This is a genomic window from Winogradskyella pacifica, from assembly GCF_013403915.1.
Taxonomy (GTDB): domain Bacteria; phylum Bacteroidota; class Bacteroidia; order Flavobacteriales; family Flavobacteriaceae; genus Winogradskyella; species Winogradskyella pacifica.
Genome location: NZ_JABFDI010000010.1, coordinates 20066 through 45576 on the forward strand (window position 1 = coordinate 20066; position 25511 = coordinate 45576).

A 25511-nucleotide genomic window follows, 5' to 3' on the forward strand; every position below is an offset into this window, starting at 1 on the left:
TTATGGTGTTTTGAAGGTGCAAATTTAATAAGTTAAAAGATTTAAAATCTGTTATTGCCAATTATTTAATAGAAGTTTAATTATTAAGGTGGTTTTAATAAAATTAAGATAACGGAAGGTTTAGTATTACGGGTAATTAGGATAGTTGTATTTATTTGCGGTTCAAAATAGGAAATTGATAATATTAATACTAAATTTTTGTTAAATCGTTAATTATGACGATATTTAACAAGACTAATCTTTTAAATATTAAAAATTATGAACTACACTTTATCTTTAAAGGTGCTTTTGTTTTCAATTATTTTTATCCCGTTGCTGAGCTTTGGCCAACAAGTTACCGGAAAAGTCGTTGAAGGCACAACTAATATGCCTTTACTTGGTGTTAATGTTATTATTAAAGGAACAGCTACAGGAGCTGTAACGGACTTTGATGGGAATTTCAGTATTAACGTAGAAAATTTTCCTGTGATTTTAGTATTCTCTTCTTTAGGGTTTGAAACTATTGAAGTTAGTGTAAATGAAGCTAAGGTGGTTAACGTTAGCATGCGAGAGTCTGCCACAGGCCTAGATGAAGTTGTTATATCTGGTTTGGCATCTACCGTAAAAAGAACGAATGCCGCCAATAGTGTTGCTAGCTTGTCTTCAGAAGATTTGGCTGGTACTACGCCTGCACAAACTTTAGATGGAGCTTTAGCTGGTAAATTTACAGGAGCATTGGTTACTTCAAATTCTGGTGCGCCAGGTGGTGGGTTATCTGTAAAGCTTAGAGGTATTACATCTATTAATGGTAATTCGCAACCACTATATATTATTGATGGTGTTTATATTGATAACAGTAGTATTGCATCGGGTGGTATAAATGCGGTCTCAGGAGCAGCAACAGGTGGAAATCCGTCGTCTCAAGATAACGCAACAAATAGGATTGCTGACATAAATCCAGATGATATTGAAAATATAGAAATCTTAAAAGGAGCATCTGCGTCTGCGATATATGGGTCTCGTGGTGCTGCCGGCGTTATTATTATTACTACCAAAAAAGGAAAATCAGGTAAAACGAGATTAAATTTTTCTCAATCTATAGGGTTTAATGAAGTTATAAATTTACAAGGACAAAGAAATTGGACTGCAGAGTTAGCAGAAAGTGCTTTCGGAGAAGGTGCTTTATATACAGCCGCTTTAAATAATGGAACTTTGCGAGATTATGAAGAGGAGATGTACGGCGAAAAAGGATTTATTAGTAACACTAGCTTAAGTATGTCTGGTGGCTCTGAAAAAACAAAATTCTATGTTGGATTATCACGAAATCAAGAAGATGGTATTGTTAAAAGAACGGGCTATGATAAAACCTCTTTGAGGTTAAACGCAGACCACAATTTTACGGACCATATTAAATTATCAGTGACTACAAACTATATTAATTCCAGTGCTGATAGAGGCTTTTTTAATAATGATAATACGGGTGCAACGATAGGAGTTGCTTTAACAAATACACGTCCTTGGGATTATTTGTTGCCAGATGCTAACGGTAACTACCCAGAACATCCTAACAATTCATCAAATCCGATTCAAACTAGAGATTTAATGACTAATAATGAATCTACACAAAGATTTATAACGGGTGGAACCTTAGATGTCAATTTATATAGAGGAGAGAATTCTGATTTAAAATTTGTAGCTAAAGCTGGTGCAGATCACTACACGTTAACAGGGACAGTGATTTTTCCAAAATCGTTACAGTTTATGTTACCAGAAAATGGTGGTTTAAACGGTGTATCTGGACTTTCAACAACAACAAACACCAATGCAAATTACTCTGCTTTTTTAGTTCACAATTATACAACTGAAAGCGACCTGAGTTTTACAACGCAAGCAGGTATTACAAACGAACAGTTTTCGCAGAATGTTGTGAGAGTTGTTGCTACGGATTTAATTGCTTCAGAAACCAATCTAGATCAGGCATCAAACCAAACTGTAAATCAGTTTAGATTAGAACAAGAAGATTTCGGTTTTTATGTTCAAGAATCAATAAACTATCAAGATAAACTGATAGGAACATTGGGAATTAGAGGTGATAAATCTACTAATAATGGGGATATTAATGAATTGTTTTACTATCCAAAAGCGTCTTTAGCGGTTAACTTGCACAACTTCGATTTTTGGGGTGATACTAATGTTATTAATAGGTTTAAGCCACGTATCGCTTATGGTGAAGCGGGTACTTTTGCCGCATTTGGGTCACTATATACGACTTATGTTAGTTCTGCTATTGATGGTAATATTGGTATATCAGTACCAATTACGAGAGGAAACCCTAATATTTCACCAGAAAGACAAGGTGAACTAGAAGTTGGATTTGACGCCGGTTTATTAAATAATAGAGTGTCTTTAGAATTTACATATTATAAAAAAACAGTAGACGATTTATTATTACAGGCTAATATAGCTCCTTCAACCGGTTTTAGTACAGAATGGGTAAATGCAGGTACCTTAGAAAACAGAGGTGTTGAAATAGGTATTAATGTCACAGCTTTTGATTCTGATGATTTTAGATGGGATTCGGGAATTAGCTGGTTTAAGAACGAGTCTGAAATGACAGAGCTAAATGTGCCAACCTTTAATTTAGGTGGTTTTGGAAACAGTTTAGGTCAGTTTCAAATTGAAGAAGGCGCAAGTGTAACACAAATCGTTGGTACCACCGGACCAGGAACAGCAGTATCTGTTTTAGGTGATGCAGAACCAGATTTTCAAATGACGTTTAACAATAAGTTTGAATATAAAAACTTTACGTTATCATTCTTATGGCATTGGAAAAAAGGCGGTGATAATATTAATTTATCTACGTTATTATCAGATTTTGGAGGAACAAGTGCCGATTATGATGATATTACTCTTGACCCTGACGGCGTAATTCCTAATGGGGTATACAGGGTAAACAATGGTATTTTCGCTGCTAATGCTAGGCCTTTTGTTGAGGATGCGACTTATTTAAGATTACGTGAAATTGGATTGTATTACAGTCTTCCAACCAAAACTATAGATCAAGTATTTAAGGGAGTCGTCTCAAATTTAAAAATTGGCGTATCTGGTAATAATCTAATTAACATTTTTGACTATAATGGGTATGATCCTGAGGTGTCTAACTTCGGAGGTACTGGTTTATCTACAGGTGTAGATGTGATGCCATTCCCGTCTTCTAAGAGATATATGTTCCATTTATCAGCTCAATTTTAAAATTAAAAATCTATAAAAATGAAAATATCAAAAAAATATTATATTATTCTTTTAGCTATAAGTGTCACAGTATTTACGTCTTGTGAGCTTGACGGTGGCGAAAGTTTAAACGGAGCAAATACAAATTCTATATCAGATGATTTGTCAAGAGGAGAATTACCATCGGCTGTAACTGGTGTATTGTCGGCAATGCGGACAAGATTAGATAATCAAGTTGATGTGCAGAGTATTTTTGGTAGAGAGTATTATTATTTCACAAGTTCAGACCCTAGATTTGAAGGGGATGTTGTTGCTGGAAATTTAGATAATAATACGTTTTATACGACCAGTCCATACCTCTCTAGGTATGCTGTGATTAAAGATGTTAATCTAACGCTTCAAGGTCTTGAAAACACTACTGACATTTTTTCAGATGAAGAGATTGCTGGTATTAAAGGTGTTTTAAATACACTTAAAGCACATGAATTATTAATGGTGTCTAATAATCAGTATACAAACGGAATGAGAATAGATACATCAGATCCTGATAATCTAGGGCCATTTGTTACCTATGAAGACGCTTTACTAGCAATTAGTGACCTGTTGAGTACTGCAGCCATTGATTTGGCCAATGCAGGAGGAAGCTTTGCTTTTGATTTAACTACAGGATACTCAGGTTTTAATACGCCTAGTGATTTCTTAAAATTTAATAAAGGATTAAATGCAAGAGTTGAAGCGTATAGAGGAAATTATACGAGCGTATTAAGTTTATTGGAGGATTCTTTTATGGAGATGAATGGTGATTTCTATAATGGGGTTTATCATACATTTTCACTTTCAGGTGCTGATACGCCAAACCCACTATATTTAGCTTTAAATCAAACATCTAATGTTAGGGTGTCGCATTCAAGTTTTGTTGACGATGCACTTCCTTTAGATTCGCGAGTTGATAAGGTGGTATTGAGAAATGATCCTGTTGAAGCCACTGGATTAATAGGGGAGTATGATGTTTTCATCTATCAATCTAATGTTGATATGGTACCCATTATGAGAAATGAAGAATTAGTACTTCTTTATGCTGAAGCAAATATGCTAAGTAACCCCTCTGAAGCTGTAATGGCAATTAACGCTATTAGAAATGAGGCCGGTTTAGGAAGCTATAGTGGTGCTTTAACTCCACAGGCATTAGAAGATGAAATTTTATTTCAAAGACGCTATTCTTTGTTTGGTGAAGGACATCGTTGGGTTGACATGAGACGATTTGATAGATTAAATGAATTGCCAAACGATAGAACAACGGATTCAGTGCCAATAGCGGTTCCAATTCCTGCAAACGAAAATCAATAATAATTAAGTTTTTAGATAGTAAAAAGCCTCAACAATTGTTGAGGCTTTTTTTGCTAATCACTATTTATACTAGATCTTAAGTCCTGATTATTATCTGGGTTTAAGCTTCAATTTGCTCAATAGTCTCAACTTCTAAAGCTCTTAAAGGCTGAGAAGTGAATTTTCGTCGTCCCCACATTTTAAGTTTTATACTCAAAAAGAATAAGATTGGTACCACAATCAAGGTTAAAAATGTAGCAACAAATAAACCATATATAACAGTCCATGCTAAAGGTCCCCAAAATACAACGTTGTCTCCACCCATATATATGTTTGGATTAAAGTCTGCAAACAACGTAAAGAAGTTAATGTTTAGTCCAATAGCCAAAGGTATTAAGCCTAAAATAGTTGTAATTGCAGTTAATAACACAGGTCTTAGACGGGCTTTACCGGCTTTAACGATACTTTCAAAAAGATCTTCTGTAGTTAAGTAATCAGATTCCACTAAATCTAGTTCATTTTTCTTTCTATCAATCAATAATTGCGCGTAGTCTAAAAGGACCACACCGTTGTTTACTACAATTCCGGCTAGCGATATAATACCAACCATAGTCATCATAATAACAAAAGCACTTCCTGAGATTACAATACCACCAAAGACACCAATAAAACTCAAGAAAATAGCAATCATAATAATGGTTGGTTTAGAGATGGAGTTAAATTGAAATATTAAGATGAAGAAAATTAAACCGAGTCCAGTGAAAAAGGCACCAACTAAAAAGGCCATTTGTTTATTTTGCTCTTCAATCTGACCTGTATAATCAATATGAATATCATCAGCTAAGCCTTCATAGCTTCTCATTTCATTTTGAATCTGAGTTACAATGGCGCCAGCATCTGTATATCCTGGTGATAAAGCCGAATAAACGGTAACAACACGCTTGGTATCCTTATGTTTAATGGCACTAAAACCAGAATTGTTTTTCTGTTTCGCAACTGTAGATAATGGAATTTCCTTTATCTGACCAGTATTATCTCTAAATGTAATATTTTGGTTGAAAAGAGCACTCTTATCATAACGATTGGCTTCGTTAAAACGGACATAGATATCAAAATCGTCTCCATCTTCTTTATATATTCCGGCTTTAGATCCAAAGATAGAATTACGTAATTGATCTCCAATCTGTTTTGCGGTAACCCCTAATTCTCCTGCTTTTTTTCTGTCAATTTCAACCAACATGGTAGGTTTGTCTTTATTAACATCTATTTTAAGCTCATCAATTCCTGCTATATTTTTAGAGTTAATAAAAGTTCGCATTTGCTCTGCAGTCGCAATTAATTCGTTGTAGTCGTTACCGTCTATTTCAATATTAATTGGGGAACCTGCAGGTGGTCCGTTGGCATCTTTTTCAACAGAAATTAATACACCAGGAAAAATACCAACCAAAGCTTCTTGTACTTTTTGGCGTAAAAGCTCACTGTCTTCACCTTTTCTAAACTTATATTCGCGCATAGACGCTGTGATCTTAGCTTTGTGTGGCATTTCAGCACCAGATCCCATATCTGTCTGCGGGTTTCCGGCTCCTTCACCAACTTGAGAAACAGCACTTTCTACTAGAAAGTTTCTGCCTCCATCCATGTATTGGTCTGCATTAATAACCGCATCCACACGCTTTTCTATTTGTGCGGTAATGGCATTAGTTTTTTCAATGGCTGTACCTTGTGGATATTCTATATAGACAATAATTTGATTGGGTTTATTATCGGGGAAGAATTCAACTTTTGTACGTTGCGTAGATAATGAAATTCCGAAAGCTATAAACGCAGCTATTAACAGTAGAAACGTTCCAATACTTAAAATGTAAGGTTGCCTTTTGGACAATGCATTTCGTAAACGACGCTCATACCAATTCTCTAATCTTACTAAAGCTTTGTTTTGGAAACTATTTGCCCATCCTCTAATGAAAAATCGATATGCCCAAAGCATAATCGCCGTAAAAATCATGATGGTTCCTAAGCCACGATATGTACCTCCAAAAATTAAAATAAGAATTCCAATTACAGCTACAATAATTGTAGTTCTAATGATTTGATTTAAAGGCATATCCTTGTCTTCGGTAGTCATATAACGCGATACTAACACGGAATTAAAAAATATAGCAACGACTAAAGAGGATCCTAAAACGATGGATAAAGTAATTGGTAAAATCTTCATGAATTCTCCCATGATACCAGGCCAAAGTCCTAAAGGTACAAAGGCTGCTACCGTTGTTGCTGTAGAAATAATTATAGGATATGCAATTTCTCCAATTCCTTTTTTAGCCGCTTCAATACGGCCCATACCTTCGTCTTCCATTAAACGATAGACGTTCTCAACAACTACAATACCATTATCAACCAACATTCCAAGCCCCATAATAAGTCCAAAAAGTACCATAGTATTTAAACTATAGCCGATAAGACCTAAAATCATAAGCGACATAAACATGGACATTGGAATGGCGAAACCAACAAATAAGGCATTTTTAAAGCCTAAAAAGAACATTAAAACAGTAACTACTAAAATGACACCAAAAATGATATTGTTTACCAAATCATCTACCTGCCCAATCGTTACCGGTGATTGATCGTTTGTAATAGTGACCTCTAAATCCTTTGGGAATACATTATCTATAGCATTCTGTACAATAACCTGTGTTTGCTCTGCAGCAGCAACCATGTTTTTACCAGCACGTTTTTTAACGTCTAACATTACTACTGGTTTTTCAGATTTTCTTGCGAATGTGGTTTTATCTTCTTCATGAAATGAAACAGTGGCCACATCTTTTAAATAGATAGGACTGCCATTGTCTGATTTTACAACGAAATTTTCAAGTTCTGACGGTTTTTCAATTTCTCCAATAATTCGTATGGTACGTCGTTGTCCGCTGGCTTTTAAGTTACCTGCAGATTGCGTAATGTTTCCATTTCCAATAGCACCAAGAATATCATTAAACGTTACTTTGGCCGCCATCATTTTGTAGATGTCTACCGCTACTTCAACTTCTTTCTCTTGTGCGCCACGGATATCTGCCTTCTTAATTTCTTGTAAATCTTCTATTTCATCTTGAAGATATTCAGCATAATCCTTTAATTTTTCAATAGGATAATCCCCGGAAATATTAATGTTAAGAATTGGCATTTCTTCCGAAAGACTTAATTCAAACACATCAGGTTCTACTTTGGCTCCGTTAAATGTTGGCCAATCTTCACCAGCTGTTTCCGAATCGATTTCGTCTTTAACCTTTTGTTTGGCTTGTTCTACAGTAATGTTCTCATCAAACTCTATAACCACCATAGAATAATCTTCTTGTGATGTTGAGGTGATTTCTACAACATTACTTACTGTTTTTAGCTTGTCTTCTACAGGGTCTGTAATTAACTTTTCGATATCCTCAGCAGTGTTTCCTGGATAAATGGTACTAACGTAAATTTTAGTTTCATTAACCTCTGGGAATGCTTCTCTTGGCATGTCGAAAAAAGCTGAAATTCCCAAATAGAAAAATACAGCAATAAGCACATACATTGTGGTTTTGTTGTTAATTGCCCACGATGACCAACCAAATTCCTTTTCGGTATTTTTTTTATTTTCAGTCATTAGTTTTTAGTTTCATAATTAATAACTTCAACAGATTGTCCATCTCTTACACTACGTGCGCCTTCTTTAATGATTTCAGATCCATCTTCAAGACCTTTTAAGACTTCAATAATATCGTCTTGAGTTTTTCCGGTTTCAATAATCACACGTTTTGCGGTACCAATTCCTTTTGCATTTTTATCCGTAACAACATATACATATTGTTCTCCTTCTGAATTTTCAGACACCACGCTTTGCGGAATTAATAAGGCCTTTTCACTGGTGTAATCGTTAATTTTTAAACGCGCAGATAAGTTTGGTTTAATGGATTTGTCTTTGTTTGGAATGCCAACTTCAACCTTAAATGTTCGGTTTGCAGGATTTATAAAATCACCAGCTTGACGAATATTTGTTTCTATTGTTTTTCCTAAAACAGGAATATTAACACTTACACTTTTTCCTTTTGTAACATCTGAAACGTAACGTTCTGGTACCTCTGTTTCAATATACATATTGTCTAAATTTACAATACGCATTAATGGCGATTGCCCGGCAGCAACAACACTTCCTTGCTCTGTAATGATATCGTCGATAGTACCAGAAAAAGGTGCTGTAACGTTTGTTTTCGCAATTTGTTGGTTTAATTGGTTTACGGCTTCTTGTTGCGATTCGTAAGTAGATTTTGATTGTAAAAATTGAATTTCACTTCCAATGTTCTGTTCCCAAAGTCGCTGTTGACGCTCGTAAGTTGTTCTTGCTAATTCTGCTTGAATTTTTAATTGTGCCAGTTGTTGGCTTAAACCACCATCATCAATCTTTGCTAAAATTTGGCCTTTATTAACTTTCTGACCTTCCTTAACATAGACCCTAGTTAAAATACCGTTGTATTCTGGTGTAATGGTTAAAAGGTCTTTAGTGGTGACGTTTCCTTGTAATTCTAAAACATGATTAAAAACTTCAGATTGTGCTTTAAATGTGGTGATTAAAGGCACGTGCTTTGTGGTATCTAACGTTTTTATTCTCTCATCCAAAAGTTTAATTTTATCGTTGATGGCTTCCTGTTCAGCAACTAGTTGACCTCTTTTTGTTCTTACAGTTTCGAGATTGTCGCTTTGAATGACTTGCTCTACAGAATTTTTCTTTTCGCCAGAACATGAAACCGATACTATTGCAACGATTAATAATGGATATATATATTTCATTTTATTGGTGATTTTTAATTATTGATTGGTGTATTTAGAACGGTTTCTAAAGCGGTTTTAGAGTTTATAACATCTAACATGGCTTGAAGTAATTCTTGTTGTGCGGTGTATAATTGTGTTTGTGCTTGTCTCAACTCAAAACTAGAACCAATACCTTCAAAAAACTTGGTTTGGTTTTTAGTTTCTATGCGTTCTGCCAAACCTAAATTTTCTTTTTTGTTTGCATAATCTTCAATAGCAAATTGATAATCACTCTTTGCGGATTCAATCTGAAGTTTAATACGTTGTTCGGTTTCTGTTAATTCTGTTTGTGCTTTTTCAAGATTGATTGCTGCACGTTGTGTTGAAGCACTTCGCATACCTGAGCTAAAAATGGGGATATCTAAACTAAAACCAAATAGTGAAGACCCAAACCAATCTTGACTTTTCTTAGCGAAATTAAACTCGTCTCCATAGCCAGAATAACCTGCGTTAATAAAGGCATTAAGCGTTGGTAAGGCTTTACTTTTTTCTAGTTTAACCAATAACTCTTTTGCTTTAGTATCGTTTTGGGCAATTAAATAATCAATGGTGTTTTCCGGATTATTTTCTGCATCCAAATCAGATAACGAGATGTTTTGATCTGTTAATGTTTCTAGACTATCGGTTAACACCATTGTGTTTTGAACATCTAATCCTAAATTAATATTTAGCATTTGATAGGCCAATTTCTTTAGTCTTTCAACATTATTCAAGTTGCTTTTTACACCAGACAAGGTTATTTGCAATTGTTCAACACTTTCTTCTTCTCCCAATCCATTTTCGTAAATTTTCTGTGTTTCGAAAAGATTTTTTTCCAAGACATCAATATTTCTTTCAAAAATCTTGATGCTTTCTTCTGCTAACAGTACATTTCCGTAAGCTTCAATAACCGCTTTTCTGACTTCTAAATCGGTCTTTATTTTGGCGTTTTTAGATATTTCTAAAAAAACTTTCGCAGATTGTAAACCCACAAGGTAAGACCCATCAAATATTTTTTGATTTAAGGTGGCAAAGGCCGTCATGCTGTGTTTGGTACCAAATGTAATCGGTAAAAAACCTTGAGGCACATCGGGTAGTTGCTGAGTCTGTAAGTCTTCTAAGTCGTAGTAATCAGCTAGTTGTCTTATTCCGCTTAATGGATCAAAAGCAGAAGCAGGTAATAATGATACTTGCTGTTTTAAATTGTTCTGATAATCTATACTTGCACTTACTTGAGGTAAACCACTAGCTGTAGTTTCCCATTTCTGTTGTTTAGCGGCTTCAATATCTCTTGAAGCATTAATGGTAGATCTGTTGTTTTCCAAGGCGTAATCTATAGCTTCTTGAAGCGAAAGACGTGTTGGTTGCTCTTGTGCAAAGCCTGTTTGAAAAATAATAAAGCCTATTATTAGCGTTAATGTTTTTTTCATACGTTATTTTAAATTGGTGTTTAATTCTGTTAGTGTTTCTAACCCTTTGGTTGAGCAAATGCCTCTTAAATGATAGTCTATATAATTATTCATTAGGTTGTGTATCGCATACGTGTCTCGTGGAAAAATATCTTGATCTTTTAAAGAAACCATACCGTTAAAGTAAAGGCGAGCTATAAAATCTATTTCTATAGAATCTCTGTAAAGTTTCTGTGTAACACCGCGCTCTAAATTACGAGTGACGCAGCCAATCATTTTTTCGAATTGCTTTCTTTTTAATGAAGCATAAATCTTAGGATAATATTTTTGAAGCTGATACTGTGGTGATGATTTTTCATCTTTTAGGTTAAGCATTACAAACCGCTTAATCTCATATATTTCTTCAATCGGGTTTGTGTTTAACTCACAAATACAATCAATACCATGTGATATATTTTCAAAAACGTGCATGGCAGTAGCTTCAACTAATTTAGTTTTATTCTGAAAATGTTGGTAAATCGTTTTTTTAGAAATACCCATTTCATTAGCAATATCGTCCATAGTGACGCTCTTAAAACCTAAGTTTAAGAACAGGTCTGTAGACTTTATTATTATTTTATTTTTCATTTTTGTATTCCTGTTAAGCGGAAGGTCTTTTTTTTAATTATGCTGCAAATTTACAACGGGAAACTTTGAAAACCAAAAAAGTTTCCAAAGTTTTAATGATTTTTTAACACAGCTAACATTAGCTTAAAATATGTTTAAAGCATTATTTTTGTCAAATGCAACATATAGAACAGTATCAAAAGCCTTTTCTAAAATATTTAGAAGGTTTTGCAGTAGATAAAGAGCCTGGAAATTTATATAATCCTATAAACTATATTCTTCAGTTAGGAGGAAAACGGCTACGGCCAATTTTAACCTTAATGACAGCTGATATTTTTGGTGGAAACGCTGATACCGCTATGGATGCAGCATTGTCTATTGAGGTTTTTCATAATTTTTCTTTGGTACACGATGATATTATGGACGATGCACCTTTACGACGCGGGGAAGAAACTGTTCATGAAAAGTGGAATTTAAATACAGGAATTCTCTCTGGTGATGCCATGCTTATTATGGCGTATCAATTGTTCGAAAATTATGAGCCACAAATATTTCAGGCATTGGCTAAATTATTTAGTAAAACCGCTTTGGAGGTTTGTGAAGGTCAGCAATATGATATTGATTTTGAAACTCGAGATGATGTTACGATTCCCGAATATCTAAAAATGATTGAATACAAAACAGCTGTTTTGGTTGGTGCTGCCATGAAAATGGGGGCGATTGTAGCTAAAGCTTCGATTGAAGATCAAAATTCTATTTATGAGTTTGGTCGTCTTTTAGGCATTGCATTTCAGTTACAAGACGATTATTTAGATGCTTTTGGAAATCCTGAAACCTTCGGAAAACAAGTCGGTGGAGATATTATTGAAAATAAAAAAACATATTTATACTTAAAAACAATGGAGCTAGGGTCTGACGATGACACCTTGAATTTGAAGACCTTTATTTCAAATTTAGAGCTTCCTAATAGTAATAAAGTTGAAAAGGTAAAGGAGATATTCGTTAGTTCTGGTGCTTCTGCAGCTACTCAAAACGCTGTTAAGGATTATACCAATAAGGCATTTGAAGTCTTAGAAACTTTAAATATTTCTAATGACAAAAAGCAAGAGCTGAGAATATTTGGAGAACAATTAATGAATAGACGTGTTTAATTTCGGATGAATTTACCCTCAAATTTTGAAGATTTAATTGTTGAAGCAGAAGCGTTAGATTTATATAAAAAATTAATTATTCAATTGAATAAGGATTTATTATACGCTAATATTGACTTAGAATTGAATGAAGAAACTTTGCCTACCAGTTTAAAATTAGTGCTTCAAGAAACCGTTTATGATCTTATAAATACTAAATTTTCGGATTATTTAAACCTACTTTATATTATCGATGTTTCTGAGGCTAAAATCAGAAATCTAGATGGTAGCGATGCGTTAAGGTTATCAGAAGACGTGACCTTTATGATTCTACAACGGGAATGGCAAAAGGTTTGGTATAAGGCGAAACATTCTTAAAAATAGTAGTTTTATAAAAGCTAAAGGACCGCTGCATGGCTAGAATCTGGAACAAAGACTAAAACTCTAACCTAACAGAGTAAGAAAATTGAATGCATTGTTCATTATTTCTATAAGAAAAAGGTGTATTAACTTTAAAGCTAGGAAACGTTAATTCATCCAAACCTTTAAACGAATGTCTAATATTTTTAATCAGTGATTACAATCTTTGAATAATTTATATCGGATAAATCTATCCTATTTAAAAAATTGTTGTATTTTTGTATTCTAAAATAACATTAAAAGATGTTTTCTAAAGCTTGTGAATACGGAATAAAAGCCGCAATTTTTATTGCTGTTAATTCTTCAGAACATAGACGTGTAAGTCCTAAGGAGATTTCAGAAGAGATTGATTCACCTCAGGCATTTACCGCAAAAATTTTACAAGCCTTAGTTCGGAATGACATTGTGCAATCTGTTAGAGGTGCTCATGGTGGTTTTGAAATTGAAAAAGATAAAATTGCCACAACCAAACTCTCTCAAATTGTTTTTGCTATTGATGGCGATAATATCTATAAAGGCTGTGGATTAGGTTTACATACCTGCGATGAAAATCATCCTTGTCCTGTACATGATAAATTTAAAGTCGTTAGAGAAGAACTAAGAGAAATGCTAGAAAATACAACTTTAGAGCAATTAGCTTTAGATATCAAATCTGGAGTCTCATTTTTAAAAATTTAAAAAAAAATTTGAATATAAATAGGATAAATCTATCCGAAATAAAAAATGCAATATGGAAACACTTCAAGAAAATACCCAAAAAGAAATAGGACAATACGTTGCTGACGATTTTAGAACCGCAGCTATTTTTTCTAAATACAAAATTGATTTTTGTTGCAATGGTAATCGAACAGTAGAAGAAGCTTGCGATAAAAAAGGTATTGATAGCAATCAGCTCATCGATGAACTTAATCAGGTTTTAAATTCTAAAGGAGCTGAAACTATAGATTACAAATCTTGGCCTTTAGATTTATTGGCTGAATATATAGAAAAGAAACATCACCGATATGTCGAAGAAAAAATCCCTGTGCTTCGTCAGTTTTTAGATAAGTTATGTCGTGTGCACGGCGAGCGTCATCCAGAATTGTTTAAAATCAATGAATTATTTACAGCTTCTGCGGGAGAATTGGCATCACACATGAAAAAAGAGGAACTCATCCTTTTTCCATTCATTAAAAAGATGATGAAAGCTAAATTAGAAGATGGAGTAGTGCAATCTCCCCAATTCGGTACGGTAGAAAACCCTATTGCTATGATGATGGAAGAGCATGATAACGAAGGAGCACGATTTAGAGAAATTGATGCACTTACTAATAATTACACTCCACCTGCAGATGCATGTAACACCTATAAAGTCACTTTTGCGATGTTAGATGAATTTGAAAAAGATTTGCATTTACACATTCATTTAGAGAATAATATTTTATTCCCTGAAGCTATAAAATTAGAGCAACAGTTTAATTAATAGCAAGCTCTTAATACATTTCTAAACTTGAAAATCCTAAAATGTTATCTCTTGCATTTTGGGATTTTCTTCTTATTAATCTGTATATTTCTAAATCGTAATCTTAACGATGCAAAAAAAGTTAGTTGTCATATGTCTAATTAATTTTCTAGTTGCAGCCCTAATGGGTTTGGCACTGCGCTTTTCATTTTTAGAATCTATTGGTATAAATTATCGGTTTTTAACACATGCACACTCTCATGTTGCCATGTTAGGTTGGGTGTATTTAATGCTGTTTACGCTGTTTGTTCATTATTTTATTCCTAATGAACCTAAGATTTTTAATCGCTTGTTTTGGCTCACAGAACTTGCGGTTGTTGGTATGATGATTAGTTTCCCCATACAAGGTTATGCGGCACTATCCATAACATTTTCAACATTACATATCTTTTGTAGTTACTACTTTGTGTATCTCATTTGGAAACATCTTAAGACTAGGTCTACTGCAACCGAAAAATTGTTAAAAGTATCACTCCTATTTATGGTGATTTCTACCATTGGAGTTTGGTGTTTAGGACCTGCAGTTTCCATACTGGGGCCAACTTCGGCCTTTTATCACATTGCCATTCAATTCTTTTTACACTTTCAGTTTAACGGTTGGTTTTTAATTGCTGTTATTACTGTATTTTTCCACCTATTAAAGGTTGAAGACTCTAAGCTATTCAGACAGTTTTACAGGTTGTTAATTGCATCTGCAATACTAACATTTGCCTTGCCAATTCAATGGTTTGCTCCTCATATTAGCTTGCCATGGATTAATGGTGTGGGTGTTATACTTCAAGTTTTAATGCTTTATAAATTCTTTCAACTTATAAAGCTTAATCCGTATTTAGTATGGCGCAAAGAACCAAAGCTTGTGACTTATATGTACACTTTTGCATTGGTCTGTTTTATCTTAAAAGTACTGTTGCAAACCGTATCTATTTTACCAGAGTTCTCTGCAGTTGTTTACAATCACCGCAATTTTGTTATCGGATTTATTCACCTACTTATGCTGGGTGTCATTTCAGGTTTTTTATTTGCTTTTATTTTGAAAAGCAACTTCGTAAGCAATTCTAAAACTTTAAATTTTGGTGTGTACAGTTTCCTTTTAGGCTTTGTTTTAACTGAAGTGCTGCTGTTAATTCAAGGAATTATGTTTTACTTCGGAACGGGAATTCTACCTCATTATTACCTGTTATTATTTTTATTTAGCATCCTTTTACCTTTAGGTATCAGTGCTCTATTATTCACTATTATTAAACAAGAAACTTATGCAACCTAAACCACAAAAACGCCATAAAGCACTTCAACCATTAAGCAGAGAACATCATCATGGCTTATTATTATCTTGGAAAATTAGAGCCGGATTTAGTAAAGACATCGCCCCTAAACGCATTAGAGCTTATGCCGATTGGTTTTTTGAAAATCACTTAATTCCCCATTTTGAAATAGAAGAAACTCACATTTTCACCATTTTAGAGCCTGAAAACGAATTAATAAAACGCGCATTAGCGGAACACAGAAGATTAAAGCGCTTGTTTGAAGATCGTGACGACGACTTAAAAATTTTGAGTAAAATTGAAGAAGAATTAGAACAGCACATCCGATTTGAAGAACGCATCTTGTTTCCCGAAATTCAGAAAGCAGCAACTGAAGCACAACTACGTCATATTGAAATTATACATCAACCTGAAAAATTTGAAGACAACGAAAGTGATGTCTTTTGGAAATCGTAAATTCAATACATGATTTATGTCATTGCAGCTATTAATAAGTTTCCGTAACTTTAAGTAAAAGTTTTTTAATCATGAAAAAAGTACTTTTACTTACAGATTTTTCTAAGAATGCTACAAATGCAATTAGGTATGCAATGCAGTTTTTTGAGTCTAAAACATGTACATTTTGCATTATGTATGTACATAAAGTAAGTGGATATGTTACAGACGATTTATTAATGTCTCCAAAAAATTCTATTCACGATTCTATTACTAAAAAACCACAAGAAAAACTCGATGCCTTAATCGAAAAATTAAAAAATGATACCAAAACTCAAGATTATCATTTTGAAACGATAATAGATTTTGATGTGTTTACCGATGCAATTAACCAGGTGGTTCAGAAATTTTCTATCGATTTTGTAGTCATGGGAAGTAACGGAGCGTCTAATGTAAAAGAAGTTGTTTTTGGTAGTAACACCATTAATGTTGTTGAGAAAGTAAAATGTAAAACCATAGTTGTACCAAGTAATTATAGTTTTTCGCCTGTTAAACAATTTTTGGTATCCTTAAATACAGATGATAGTTTTAATAGTCACTTACTAGAACATATTATAGATTTTATAGAAGATTTTAAACTGAAACTTCACATTCTTAGAATTAGCTCAGAAAATGATGCCTCTAACATTTCATTACAAGATAAGGAAAGCATTGCATTATTAGATTCTAAATACCACCTTGTAGAAGGTGTACCCATAGATTATGCTGTTTCAAGCTACATACAAACCAACCCCATAGATATAACCGCTTTTATTACTCAAGATAAATCCTTTTTAAAACGCTTATTTAGTGCCTCTCCAAGTAAAGAGTTAACATCTAGAATGAAATTACCACTCTTAGTATTGCACTGTCATTAAACCTATGTTAAAATAAATCCAAACCGTAAAAAATTATGATAAAGTCCTTAAATAAAGAAGAGTGCCAATTGATTTTGAGCCAAAATTACATAGGGCATCTAGCATATATTTATCAAAACAAACCTTTTGTTGTACCTATTACTTATTTTTATTCAGATAATAGAATTATTTGTTACTCAGGTGATGGACATAAAATTAGCGCCATGCGTCAACATGATAAAGTAGCACTAGAAGTTGCTGAAATAACCTCAATTACCAACTGGAGATCTGTTGCAGCGCATGGTCAATTTATAGAACTGGAACGCAGTAGTGCAAAAGCCATGTTACATGAATTTTCTTTAGGAGTAAAAGATGTTATAATGCGAAAAGAGTTACGCGATTTAGATTTTATTAGTGAATTTTCTGCTAAAATAGATTCTGACGACATTCCTACCATCTTTATTATAAATATTGAAGAATTTACAGGGAAAATAAGACATGACTAAAATAGACTTCCTAAGTCTTAAAGACTACGGCTGTGTCTTTAAAATTCGTTATAAAACTATTGAAACACACTGCTGTTTCTTTTTAAATTTCCCCTAATATTGGGAATTATGCTAAGCTTTAATTATTCAGTGTTGTTTTAAATAAACTTGGTTTAACCGTAATCATTAACCAAGCCCAATTATTAGCATTGTCTTTATGGCCCGCTTTTAAAACCTCCATCGTTTCTGTGGCAAACATTTGCGAATAGCCTACGTTAAAACTGATGTCTTTGGTCCACTTATAACCCAATACCAAATCTAATTCGGTGCCCAATGCATTGCTCATTTCTTTTCCTGTCTGGTCTACAACAGTTGCCGCAGATGAAAATATATGAGGCGTTAGTTTTGCTGAAAATTGCTTTTTTTGATACTCTAAGATCGCATTAAGATCTACTAATCCTACAGAATTAGAATGGTTGCCCACATAAAAATAATCCATCAATCCATTAAATTTATGATTGGTACCAAACCATGGATTAAATGATTTTAGCTTGTTTTCAGTAGTGTTCATATCAGTACCCGAAAGATATTCTATACCTAATCCCGTTTTAAATTCAGTATTAATTTTATAAAAGGCATTAGCCGCAATATTAAAAGCACTCAAATCTGTGTTTGCCAATGACCCAGTTTGAAAATAGATAGACGCATCAGTCTGCCATTTGTTTTTTTGGAAGGTCATTCTAGAACCTATAGTCTGATTATAATCTACTTTTTGCTCATCGTTTTCATCCATATAGGTTAAACCGTTGTTTAATAGTAAAACACTTAATCCAACATTTTTTAGATTAGTATGATACCAAATATATTGAAATGCCTTATAATTATTAACGGCGTAATCTGTGTCAAAAACAGTTTCTTCATTTGCATTTAGAGCCAAACCAAAATCGAAACGATTCGTTGTATTTGGTTGGTAAGTGGTAACTATAGCATCATGGCTTCTGGCTTGTTGTGCCCAGCCTACATTTCCAAAAATTCTGTGGTCGTCGTAATTGATTTCTTGTCGACCTAATTTTACAGTTAATTTTGGATTAAAAACTAATTCTGCCCAAGCTTCATGCAGTGTAATTCCGTTTTTGTCTTCCAAAGACGTAGTTGGAACATCGCCCCAAACTCTCACATTTTGAAACGACACAAAAGCATTCAATGTTTCACTTCCGTAATTAAAATTTAATCGTGTACGTTGCGATATAAATGTTGCAGCGTCTACATCATCTGGAATCAGCGTTTTATATCCATGTCTGTATTCAAATCGTGGTCTTAATTCTGCCGAAATTTCAAATTCTTGAGCATAGGATGTCATTACAACTCCTAAGCAAAGAATTGTTAGTAGTGTTTTCATCTTTAAATTAGTATTGGGTTAACTGAAGGATGGCTTCAATAGTTTCTTTATTATCTACACCTAAACCTTCTTGTTGGTGTTTTAATTCTCCCGCTGGATTAAACACACTAATAATATTAGAATGCGAAAAGTCTATTGGAGAAATCTCTTTATATTTTACAGATAGTACATTGGCAAATTCTCTAACTCCACTTTCTGTACCTTGTAAAAAGGTCCACTGTTCTCCATCCATCGCGTTTTCTATAGCGAAGGCTTTTAATCGTTCTGGTGTGTCAGTGTTTGGGTCGATAGAGATTAATGCAAATTGAACATTCTTAATATTCTCAACAGGAATTTGAGCTTCAATATGTCGCATATCGGCCACCAATCTTGGGCAAGCTGCTTTGCACGAGGTGTAAATCATAACCATGACCAAAGTTTTTCCTTTAAGATCTTCAAGTTGAATTTTATTTCCTTCTTCAGTATGCCATTCACTTGTTAGGTTGAAAATAGATTCCTCTGAAATCTCATCAGTTTCTATGTCTTTTGAAGCTGTTTCTACTTGTTTTAAATCCATGTTACAAACAGGACAACTACCTGCTTCATCATAAGTTTTGTCTCCTTCGCATTGCATTGGACATTGATACATATCTAATGCAGTTTCAGAATTGTTAGATGCATCCGATTTGCATGATGTTACAACCATTAACATTACCAACACTGAGATTGTTAATTTTAAATAGTTACTCACGTTATTTATATGAATGACGTGTTTGTGCTTTTTCTTTGAAACGTTCATTTGTTTTCTTTTTTAATATCTTGTACGCATCTAAAGCCTAGGTTTTTCATAGAGTATTTAGCTTTTAAACTTCCTCTAATGGCATAACGCATAAATGCGGCATAATTCATTAAATCTGTTGCATTAACTGCTGCACTTCCACAGAATAGATTACTATCCTTATCGACATCTTTTCTAGATTCTCCAGTGATTAATACCGAATTAAAATCTAAAGTCCATTCCCACACTAAACCGTGTAAATCGTAAACACCCCAAGCATTTTTTGGTGTTTCACCGATGCGGTTTTCCTTTGTTCTAGGAGCTTCGTACCAGGCTAAAATTTGTGCGTTATAAGATGGTTTTACACGTGCATCTTTTGTGGTTTCGTCTGCCATGGCAACATATTCCCATTCGTCAATTGTTGGTAAACGTTTATTTTGACATTCGCAATAGGCTTTTGCCGCAAACCAAGAGACATAGTTAACCGGACTGTTAAGATGAATAGAGTCTTTGGGTTCTAAGTCGGTTTTCCAATTAGTTAAATAACTTTTATCTGCAAATAACGATACAACTTTAGATTTTCTCCATTTAGGATTTTCTTTTAGGAATTGCTTATATTCTTCAGTAGATACTGGATAGATATCCATATTAAAATCTTTGACTTCAACTACTGTAGAATCTCTTCCGTATAAAGGAATATAGCGACTCCCTTCTATAAGAACCATGTCTTTAGTCTGTCCAAACATTAAGGATTGAACCACTAAACACATTATGAACAAACTAAAGACTTTGGTTTTCATAATATTATTTCTTTTTAACGTCGTCAACCATTTTTTTGGTTACTACTTTCTTAGAATTGCCCCAGCTGTTATAAACATAGGTTAATACGTTGGCCACATCATCTGAAGAAATCATCTGTTTGGTCATTACACTGTTGTATTTGTTTCCGTTTACAGTAATTTCTCCGCTTAACCCGTTTACGACAACTCCAATGGCACGATCTACATCTGCATTTAAGTAATCTGATTTTGCCAATGGTGGAAAGGCATTAGGAATACCTTGACCTTCACTTTGGTGACATGCAAAGCAATTTTGCATATAGATTTGTTTTCCAAACTCCATTTGTTCTTCGAAAGATTTTGCAGGAATTTCAGATTCTACAATCTCATTAGTGGTTGGCATGTTTTGGATTCCTGGTCCTTCAGGTAAATAAATACCTTCTCTAATCTCACCAGAATAGATTTTCTTTTGTTCTTCACCTTCAACTTTAAGCATACCTAAAGCTCCCTTATTAAAAGCTCTAAATATAGAGTGATCAACTAGAATAAACGTGCCAGGTACATCGACTTTAAATTCTACAATAGCAGCACCACCAGCAGGAATAAGCGTGGTTTGTACATTTTCATTGATTAAGTCACCGCCCTCAACATGTACTTTATCAAATATTTCACCAATAACATGAAAAGAAGAGACAAGGTTCGGTCCTCCATTACCAACATAAAGTCTAACCGTTTCGCCTACTTTAGCTGTTATGGCATTGTCACCAGTTAAGGCGCCAACGCTTCCGTTAAATACAACGTAGTCGGCATTTTCGTCAACTGCTTTTTGCATATCGAAGGGCTGTAAGCCACGTTCACCGTTTTTACCTTTGGTATAAAAATCACCTTGCATAATGTAGTATTCTTTATCTACTTGTGGCAATCCTCCTTCTGGTTCAACGAGAATAAGACCATACATTCCATTTGCAATATGCATTCCTACAGGTGCTGTTGCACAGTGGTAAACATAGAGTCCTGGGTTTAATGTTTTAAATGAAAATGTTTTTTCATGGCCTGGTGCTACAAAAGAAGATTCTGCTCCACCCCCTGGACCCGTTACAGCATGTAAATCTATATTATGTGGGAGTTTATTATCTGGGTGATTAGATAATGTGAATTCTACTTCATCACCTACACGTGTTCTAATAAAACTGCCTGGTACAGAACCTCCGAAGGTCCAATATACATACTTTACTCCATCTGTTAATTCGCCTTCTTCTTCAAGAATTTCCATATTAACAATAAGTTTTTTGGCTTTTCGTCTACCAACTGGTGTTGGTACATTTGGTGGAGACGTAAGCTCTGCTATCATTTCTCTACTGACGGGAATTTCTGCAGTAGCACTATGTTGTTCTTGTTTTTCAGAATCCCCACAGCTTAACATTAATAATGTTAAGCTAAAAATAATTGGTTTTAGTAGTGTTTTCATTGGTTTGATTTTTAACAAAAATAGAAGAGAATTCTAAGAGAAAATATGATAAATATCATATTTAGGACAAAATTATCCTATTTAAAGTCGTTAACCAATAAGGTAGTGTATTAATAGTTAGGGAAGGTGTATAAGTTAAATTAAATCAGGGTTTTAAAATCTAAACCTTACAAAGGGCATCCAAGCTTCTGAGTAAATACTTTTATCACCGTCGTAAAGGACATCGTATCTAATACCAATAGTTACATTGCCATTGGTGTAACCTGCACCTAGAAATAAGGCGGGATACCAATAGTTTTCATCAAGGTTTGTTACAAAGTTATCGTCAAATTTTCGACTTACATTTAGTTGTTCAAACTCTGCAGATATTTGTAATTCTCTATAAGGATTAAACAAACCTATGATACTACCTCCGAAAACGGTAGATTTAAAAAAATCTTTTTGACTACTATAAGAAAAATTAAGACCAATACCAGTTGCCACGTAAGGGTTAAATCTATATAGCGCATTTGGAGCTAAAGACCCACTAAAGAAACCATCTCCGAAATTTAAGCCAATGCCTCCCCCATATTCTACTTGGCTCCAAAAATTACTCCTATTAGTATTCGTTTTTTGAGCAAATGAAAATAATGTAAAAAAACATAAAAATAACGTGCATAATACTATTTTATGCTTGAGAAATTGCTTCAAATTTGTCATAGTTTAATTTGTTCTATTCAATATGTTATAAATATAATAAATCCTTATCTATATTTAGCAAAAGTTGTATTTTTGAATAAATTATGTTGAAACGACAACGTCTCAAAAAGTAAAATGGATAAATATTCCTTTCTCAACGCGGCACATACAGCATATTTTGCTGATTTATACGACCAATACCTAAAAAACCCTGATTCTGTAGAGCCAAGTTGGCGTGCCTTTTTTCAAGGTTACGACTTCGGATCTGAAAATTATGGATTAGATGGTGAAATAGTAGAAGGTGTTTCTACTCAAATACCAGAACAACTTCAAAAAGAATTTCAGGCTCTAAAACTTATAGATGGCTACAGAAGTAGAGGTCACTTATTTACTAAAACCAATCCTGTACGTGCAAGACGTAAGTATGCGCCTACATTAGAAATTGAAAATTTCGGATTGTCTAAAAACGATTTACAGACTGTATTTTCAGCTGGTGAAGTTTTAGATTTAGGATCTGTGACATTACAAGTTATCATCGATCACTTAGAAAAAGTGTATTGTGAGTCTATTGGTGTAGAATACATGTACATCAGAAAACCTGAAGAAATTAAATGGATTCAGCAAAAGCTTAATGTTAATGATAATCACCCGCAGTTTTCTCCAGATCAGAAGAAAACAATTTTAAGAAAACTGAATGAAGCAGTTTCCTTCGAAAACTTTCTACATACTAAATATGTAGGTCAAAAACGTTTTTCTTTAGAAGGAGGCGAAGCATTAATACCAGCATTAGATGCTTTAATAGAGCACGCTTCTGGTTATGATGTAAAAGAATTTGTAATGGGAATGGCACATCGTGGTCGTTTGAGTACATTAACAAATATCTTCGGTAAATCTGCAAAAGATATTTTTAGCGAGTTTGATGGTAAAGATTACGAGCAAGAAGTTTTTGATGGTGATGTAAAATACCATTTAGGCTGGACGAGCGATCGTGTTAGTGATGCAGGTAAAAAAATTAATTTAAATATAGCACCAAATCCTTCGCATTTAGAAACGGTTGGAGCTGTTGTAGAAGGAATCGTTAGAGCTAAACAAGACGATAAATATCCTGATAACCCATCTCAAGTACTACCTATTATTGTTCATGGTGATGCTGCAATTGCGGGTCAAGGTTTAGTTTATGAGTTAGTTCAAATGGCGCAACTCGATGGTTATAAAACCAACGGAACGATACATATCGTAGTTAATAACCAAATTGGGTTTACTACTAATTATTTAGATGCACGTTCTAGTACCTATTGTACAGATGTTGGTAAAGTAACACTTTCTCCAGTATTACATGTTAATGCGGATGATGTTGAAGCAGTAGTACACGCTACATTATTTGCTTTACATTTTAGAATGAAATTTAAGCGCGACGTATTTATTGATATGTTGGGTTATAGAAAATATGGACATAACGAAGGTGATGAACCTAAGTTTACACAACCATTGTTATACAAAGCGATTGCAAAACATAAAAATCCAAGAGATATTTATGCTGCACGCTTACTAGCAGAAGGAGTTATTAATAACGACTTTGTTGCTAAAATAGAAAAAGAATACAAAGATAAGCTTGAAGAAAAACTTGAGGATTCTCGTAAGGTAAAGAAAACAGAGATTACTCCATTTATGCAAAATGAGTGGGTTAATTTTAATTCGGCACAAGAGGATAAGATGATGGAGACTGTAGATACTACATATCCTAAAGAAGCCCTTAAGGAAATTACAAAGGTTATATCTAATCTACCAGAGGATAAAAAATTCATAAGAAAAATTCAGCGTTTAATAGAATCGAGACAAACCATGTTTGATGAAGATCGATTAGATTGGGCAATGGCAGAACACTTGGCTTATGGTTCTATATTATTAGACGGTAATGATATTCGTATTTCTGGGCAAGATGTAGAACGTGGGACGTTTTCTCACCGCCATGCCGTTGTAAAAGTGGAGGATAGTGAGGAAGAAATTATCTTACACAATAAATTAAGCGACGAACAAGGTAAATTTTTTATATACAATTCGCTTTTATCGGAATATGGTGTGGTTGGTTTTGATTATGGTTATGCCATGGCAAGTCCAGAAACATTAACGATATGGGAAGCACAGTTTGGTGATTTTAGTAATGGAGCACAAATAATGCTAGATCAATATATTTCTGCAGCAGAAGATAAATGGAAATTACAGAACGGATTAGTAATGTTATTGCCTCACGGTTATGAAGGTCAGGGAGCAGAGCATTCATCTGGTCGTATGGAACGTTATTTACAATTGTGTGCTAAAGACAATATGTTTGTTGCCGATTGTACAACACCAGCGAACATGTTCCATTTATTACGTAGACAAATAAAAGCAGATTATAGAAAGCCTCTAATTGTCTTTACGCCAAAAAGTTTATTACGTCATCCAAAAGTAGTTTCTACTGTTGATGAATTTGCAAATGGTAGTTTCCAGGTGTTAATTGATGATGCTAATGCTAAAGCAGACAAAGTAAAAACACTAGTTTTTGTTACGGGTAAGTTTTATTATGATTTATTAGAGGAACAAGAAAATCTAGAACGAGATGATGTCGCTTTAGTTAGAATAGAGCAATTATTTCCTTTGCCATCTCAAGATATGAGAGCTATACTTAAAAAGTATAAAAATGCAGATGATGTTGTTTGGGCGCAAGAAGAACCAAGAAACATGGGCGCTTATAGTCATTTACTAATGCATTTTGACGAAGCTAGACAGTTTAGATCAGCAAGTAGAAGGCCTTATGGTGCACCAGCAGCAGGAAGTTCTGTGCGTTCTAAGAAAAGACATAAAGAAGTGATTGATTTTGTTTTCGATAAAACCAAAAACAACCAGAGATAATAAAATTAGGGTATCAAAAAAGGATATCTTCAAACAAAAA

General features: G+C 34.0%; 20 protein-coding genes. 11 read left to right on the plus strand and 9 right to left on the minus strand.

Going from position 1 to position 25511, the window contains the following annotated elements:
- Positions 1–258: 258 nt before the first annotated feature.
- Positions 259–3231, plus strand: a complete 2973-nt coding sequence (locus tag HM984_RS10220) for a SusC/RagA family TonB-linked outer membrane protein (RefSeq protein ID WP_179349099.1) — start codon at positions 259–261, stop codon at positions 3229–3231.
- A gap of 18 nt (positions 3232–3249) precedes the next feature.
- The gene (locus HM984_RS10225; RefSeq protein WP_179349100.1) at positions 3250–4557 is read left to right on the plus strand and encodes a RagB/SusD family nutrient uptake outer membrane protein; all 1308 of its coding nucleotides are present in this window, start codon (positions 3250–3252) and stop codon (positions 4555–4557) included.
- 100 nt (positions 4558–4657) lie between these two features.
- Here the strand turns inward: HM984_RS10225 and HM984_RS10230 are convergent, their stop codons facing one another.
- Genes HM984_RS10230 through HM984_RS10245 form a run of 4 tightly spaced genes read right to left on the minus strand, consistent with a single transcriptional unit; the run spans position 4658 to position 11390 of the window.
- On the minus strand, positions 4658–8173 hold the full coding sequence (locus tag HM984_RS10230) for an efflux RND transporter permease subunit (RefSeq protein WP_115810564.1): 3516 nt from the start codon (positions 8171–8173) through the stop codon (positions 4658–4660).
- Positions 8173–9354, minus strand: a complete 1182-nt coding sequence (locus HM984_RS10235) for an efflux RND transporter periplasmic adaptor subunit (RefSeq protein ID WP_179349101.1) — start codon at positions 9352–9354, stop codon at positions 8173–8175. The genes HM984_RS10230 and HM984_RS10235 overlap by 1 nt, the downstream gene beginning before the upstream one ends.
- 14 nt (positions 9355–9368) lie before the next feature.
- Positions 9369–10784, minus strand: a complete 1416-nt coding sequence (locus HM984_RS10240) for a TolC family protein (RefSeq protein ID WP_179349102.1) — start codon at positions 10782–10784, stop codon at positions 9369–9371.
- A 3-nt stretch (positions 10785–10787) separates the two neighbouring features.
- Complete coding sequence (locus tag HM984_RS10245) at positions 10788–11390, minus strand: TetR/AcrR family transcriptional regulator (protein ID WP_115810558.1); 603 nt, start codon at positions 11388–11390, stop codon at positions 10788–10790.
- Between the two features lie 155 nt (positions 11391–11545).
- On the opposite strand from HM984_RS10245, the gene HM984_RS10250 reads away from it, so the two are divergent.
- The 8 genes from HM984_RS10250 (at position 11546) to HM984_RS10285 (ending at position 17519) form a co-directional block, all read left to right on the plus strand.
- Positions 11546–12520 carry a polyprenyl synthetase family protein gene (locus HM984_RS10250; protein WP_179349103.1) on the plus strand — a complete coding sequence of 325 codons (975 nt, stop codon included), beginning with the start codon at positions 11546–11548 and terminating at the stop codon, positions 12518–12520.
- Positions 12521–12526: 6 nt separating this feature from the next.
- On the plus strand, positions 12527–12877 hold the full coding sequence (locus HM984_RS10255) for a hypothetical protein (RefSeq protein ID WP_115810554.1): 351 nt from the start codon (positions 12527–12529) through the stop codon (positions 12875–12877).
- Between the two features lie 285 nt (positions 12878–13162).
- The gene (locus tag HM984_RS10260; protein ID WP_020894755.1) at positions 13163–13597 is read left to right on the plus strand and encodes an RrF2 family transcriptional regulator; all 435 of its coding nucleotides are present in this window, start codon (positions 13163–13165) and stop codon (positions 13595–13597) included.
- Between the two features lie 52 nt (positions 13598–13649).
- On the plus strand, positions 13650–14381 hold the full coding sequence (gene ric, locus HM984_RS10265) for an iron-sulfur cluster repair di-iron protein (RefSeq protein WP_179349104.1): 732 nt from the start codon (positions 13650–13652) through the stop codon (positions 14379–14381).
- A gap of 109 nt (positions 14382–14490) precedes the next feature.
- The gene (locus HM984_RS10270; protein ID WP_179349105.1) at positions 14491–15684 is read left to right on the plus strand and encodes a hypothetical protein; all 1194 of its coding nucleotides are present in this window, start codon (positions 14491–14493) and stop codon (positions 15682–15684) included.
- Positions 15674–16138 carry a hemerythrin domain-containing protein gene (locus HM984_RS10275; protein WP_179349106.1) on the plus strand — a complete coding sequence of 155 codons (465 nt, stop codon included), beginning with the start codon at positions 15674–15676 and terminating at the stop codon, positions 16136–16138. Before HM984_RS10270 ends, HM984_RS10275 begins: the two co-directional genes overlap by 11 nt.
- Before the next feature lie 71 nt (positions 16139–16209).
- Positions 16210–17034, plus strand: a complete 825-nt coding sequence (locus tag HM984_RS10280; protein WP_179349107.1) for a universal stress protein — start codon at positions 16210–16212, stop codon at positions 17032–17034.
- A 35-nt stretch (positions 17035–17069) separates the two neighbouring features.
- Positions 17070–17519 (plus strand): pyridoxamine 5'-phosphate oxidase family protein, encoded by a 450-nt coding sequence (locus HM984_RS10285; protein WP_179349108.1) that lies wholly within the window; start codon positions 17070–17072, stop codon positions 17517–17519.
- Between the two features lie 118 nt (positions 17520–17637).
- Here the strand turns inward: HM984_RS10285 and HM984_RS10290 are convergent, their stop codons facing one another.
- From HM984_RS10290 to HM984_RS10310, 5 genes are all read right to left on the minus strand, one after another.
- Positions 17638–18897: an alginate export family protein gene (locus HM984_RS10290; RefSeq protein ID WP_179349109.1), complete on the minus strand. Its 1260-nt coding sequence runs from the start codon at positions 18895–18897 to the stop codon at positions 17638–17640.
- A 7-nt stretch (positions 18898–18904) separates the two neighbouring features.
- Positions 18905–19510 carry an SCO family protein gene (locus tag HM984_RS10295; protein WP_179349165.1) on the minus strand — a complete coding sequence of 202 codons (606 nt, stop codon included), beginning with the start codon at positions 19508–19510 and terminating at the stop codon, positions 18905–18907.
- Between the two features lie 161 nt (positions 19511–19671).
- Positions 19672–20454 carry a formylglycine-generating enzyme family protein gene (locus HM984_RS10300; protein ID WP_179349110.1) on the minus strand — a complete coding sequence of 261 codons (783 nt, stop codon included), beginning with the start codon at positions 20452–20454 and terminating at the stop codon, positions 19672–19674.
- A 4-nt stretch (positions 20455–20458) separates the two neighbouring features.
- Complete coding sequence (gene nirK / locus HM984_RS10305; protein ID WP_179349111.1) at positions 20459–21901, minus strand: copper-containing nitrite reductase; 1443 nt, start codon at positions 21899–21901, stop codon at positions 20459–20461.
- 153 nt (positions 21902–22054) lie between these two features.
- Positions 22055–22591 (minus strand): alpha-ketoglutarate decarboxylase, encoded by a 537-nt coding sequence (locus tag HM984_RS10310; protein WP_245940355.1) that lies wholly within the window; start codon positions 22589–22591, stop codon positions 22055–22057.
- 123 nt (positions 22592–22714) lie between these two features.
- Between HM984_RS10310 and HM984_RS10315 the strand changes: the two genes are divergently transcribed.
- Positions 22715–25471 carry a 2-oxoglutarate dehydrogenase E1 component gene (locus tag HM984_RS10315; protein WP_115810534.1) on the plus strand — a complete coding sequence of 919 codons (2757 nt, stop codon included), beginning with the start codon at positions 22715–22717 and terminating at the stop codon, positions 25469–25471.
- Positions 25472–25511 lie beyond the last annotated feature (40 nt).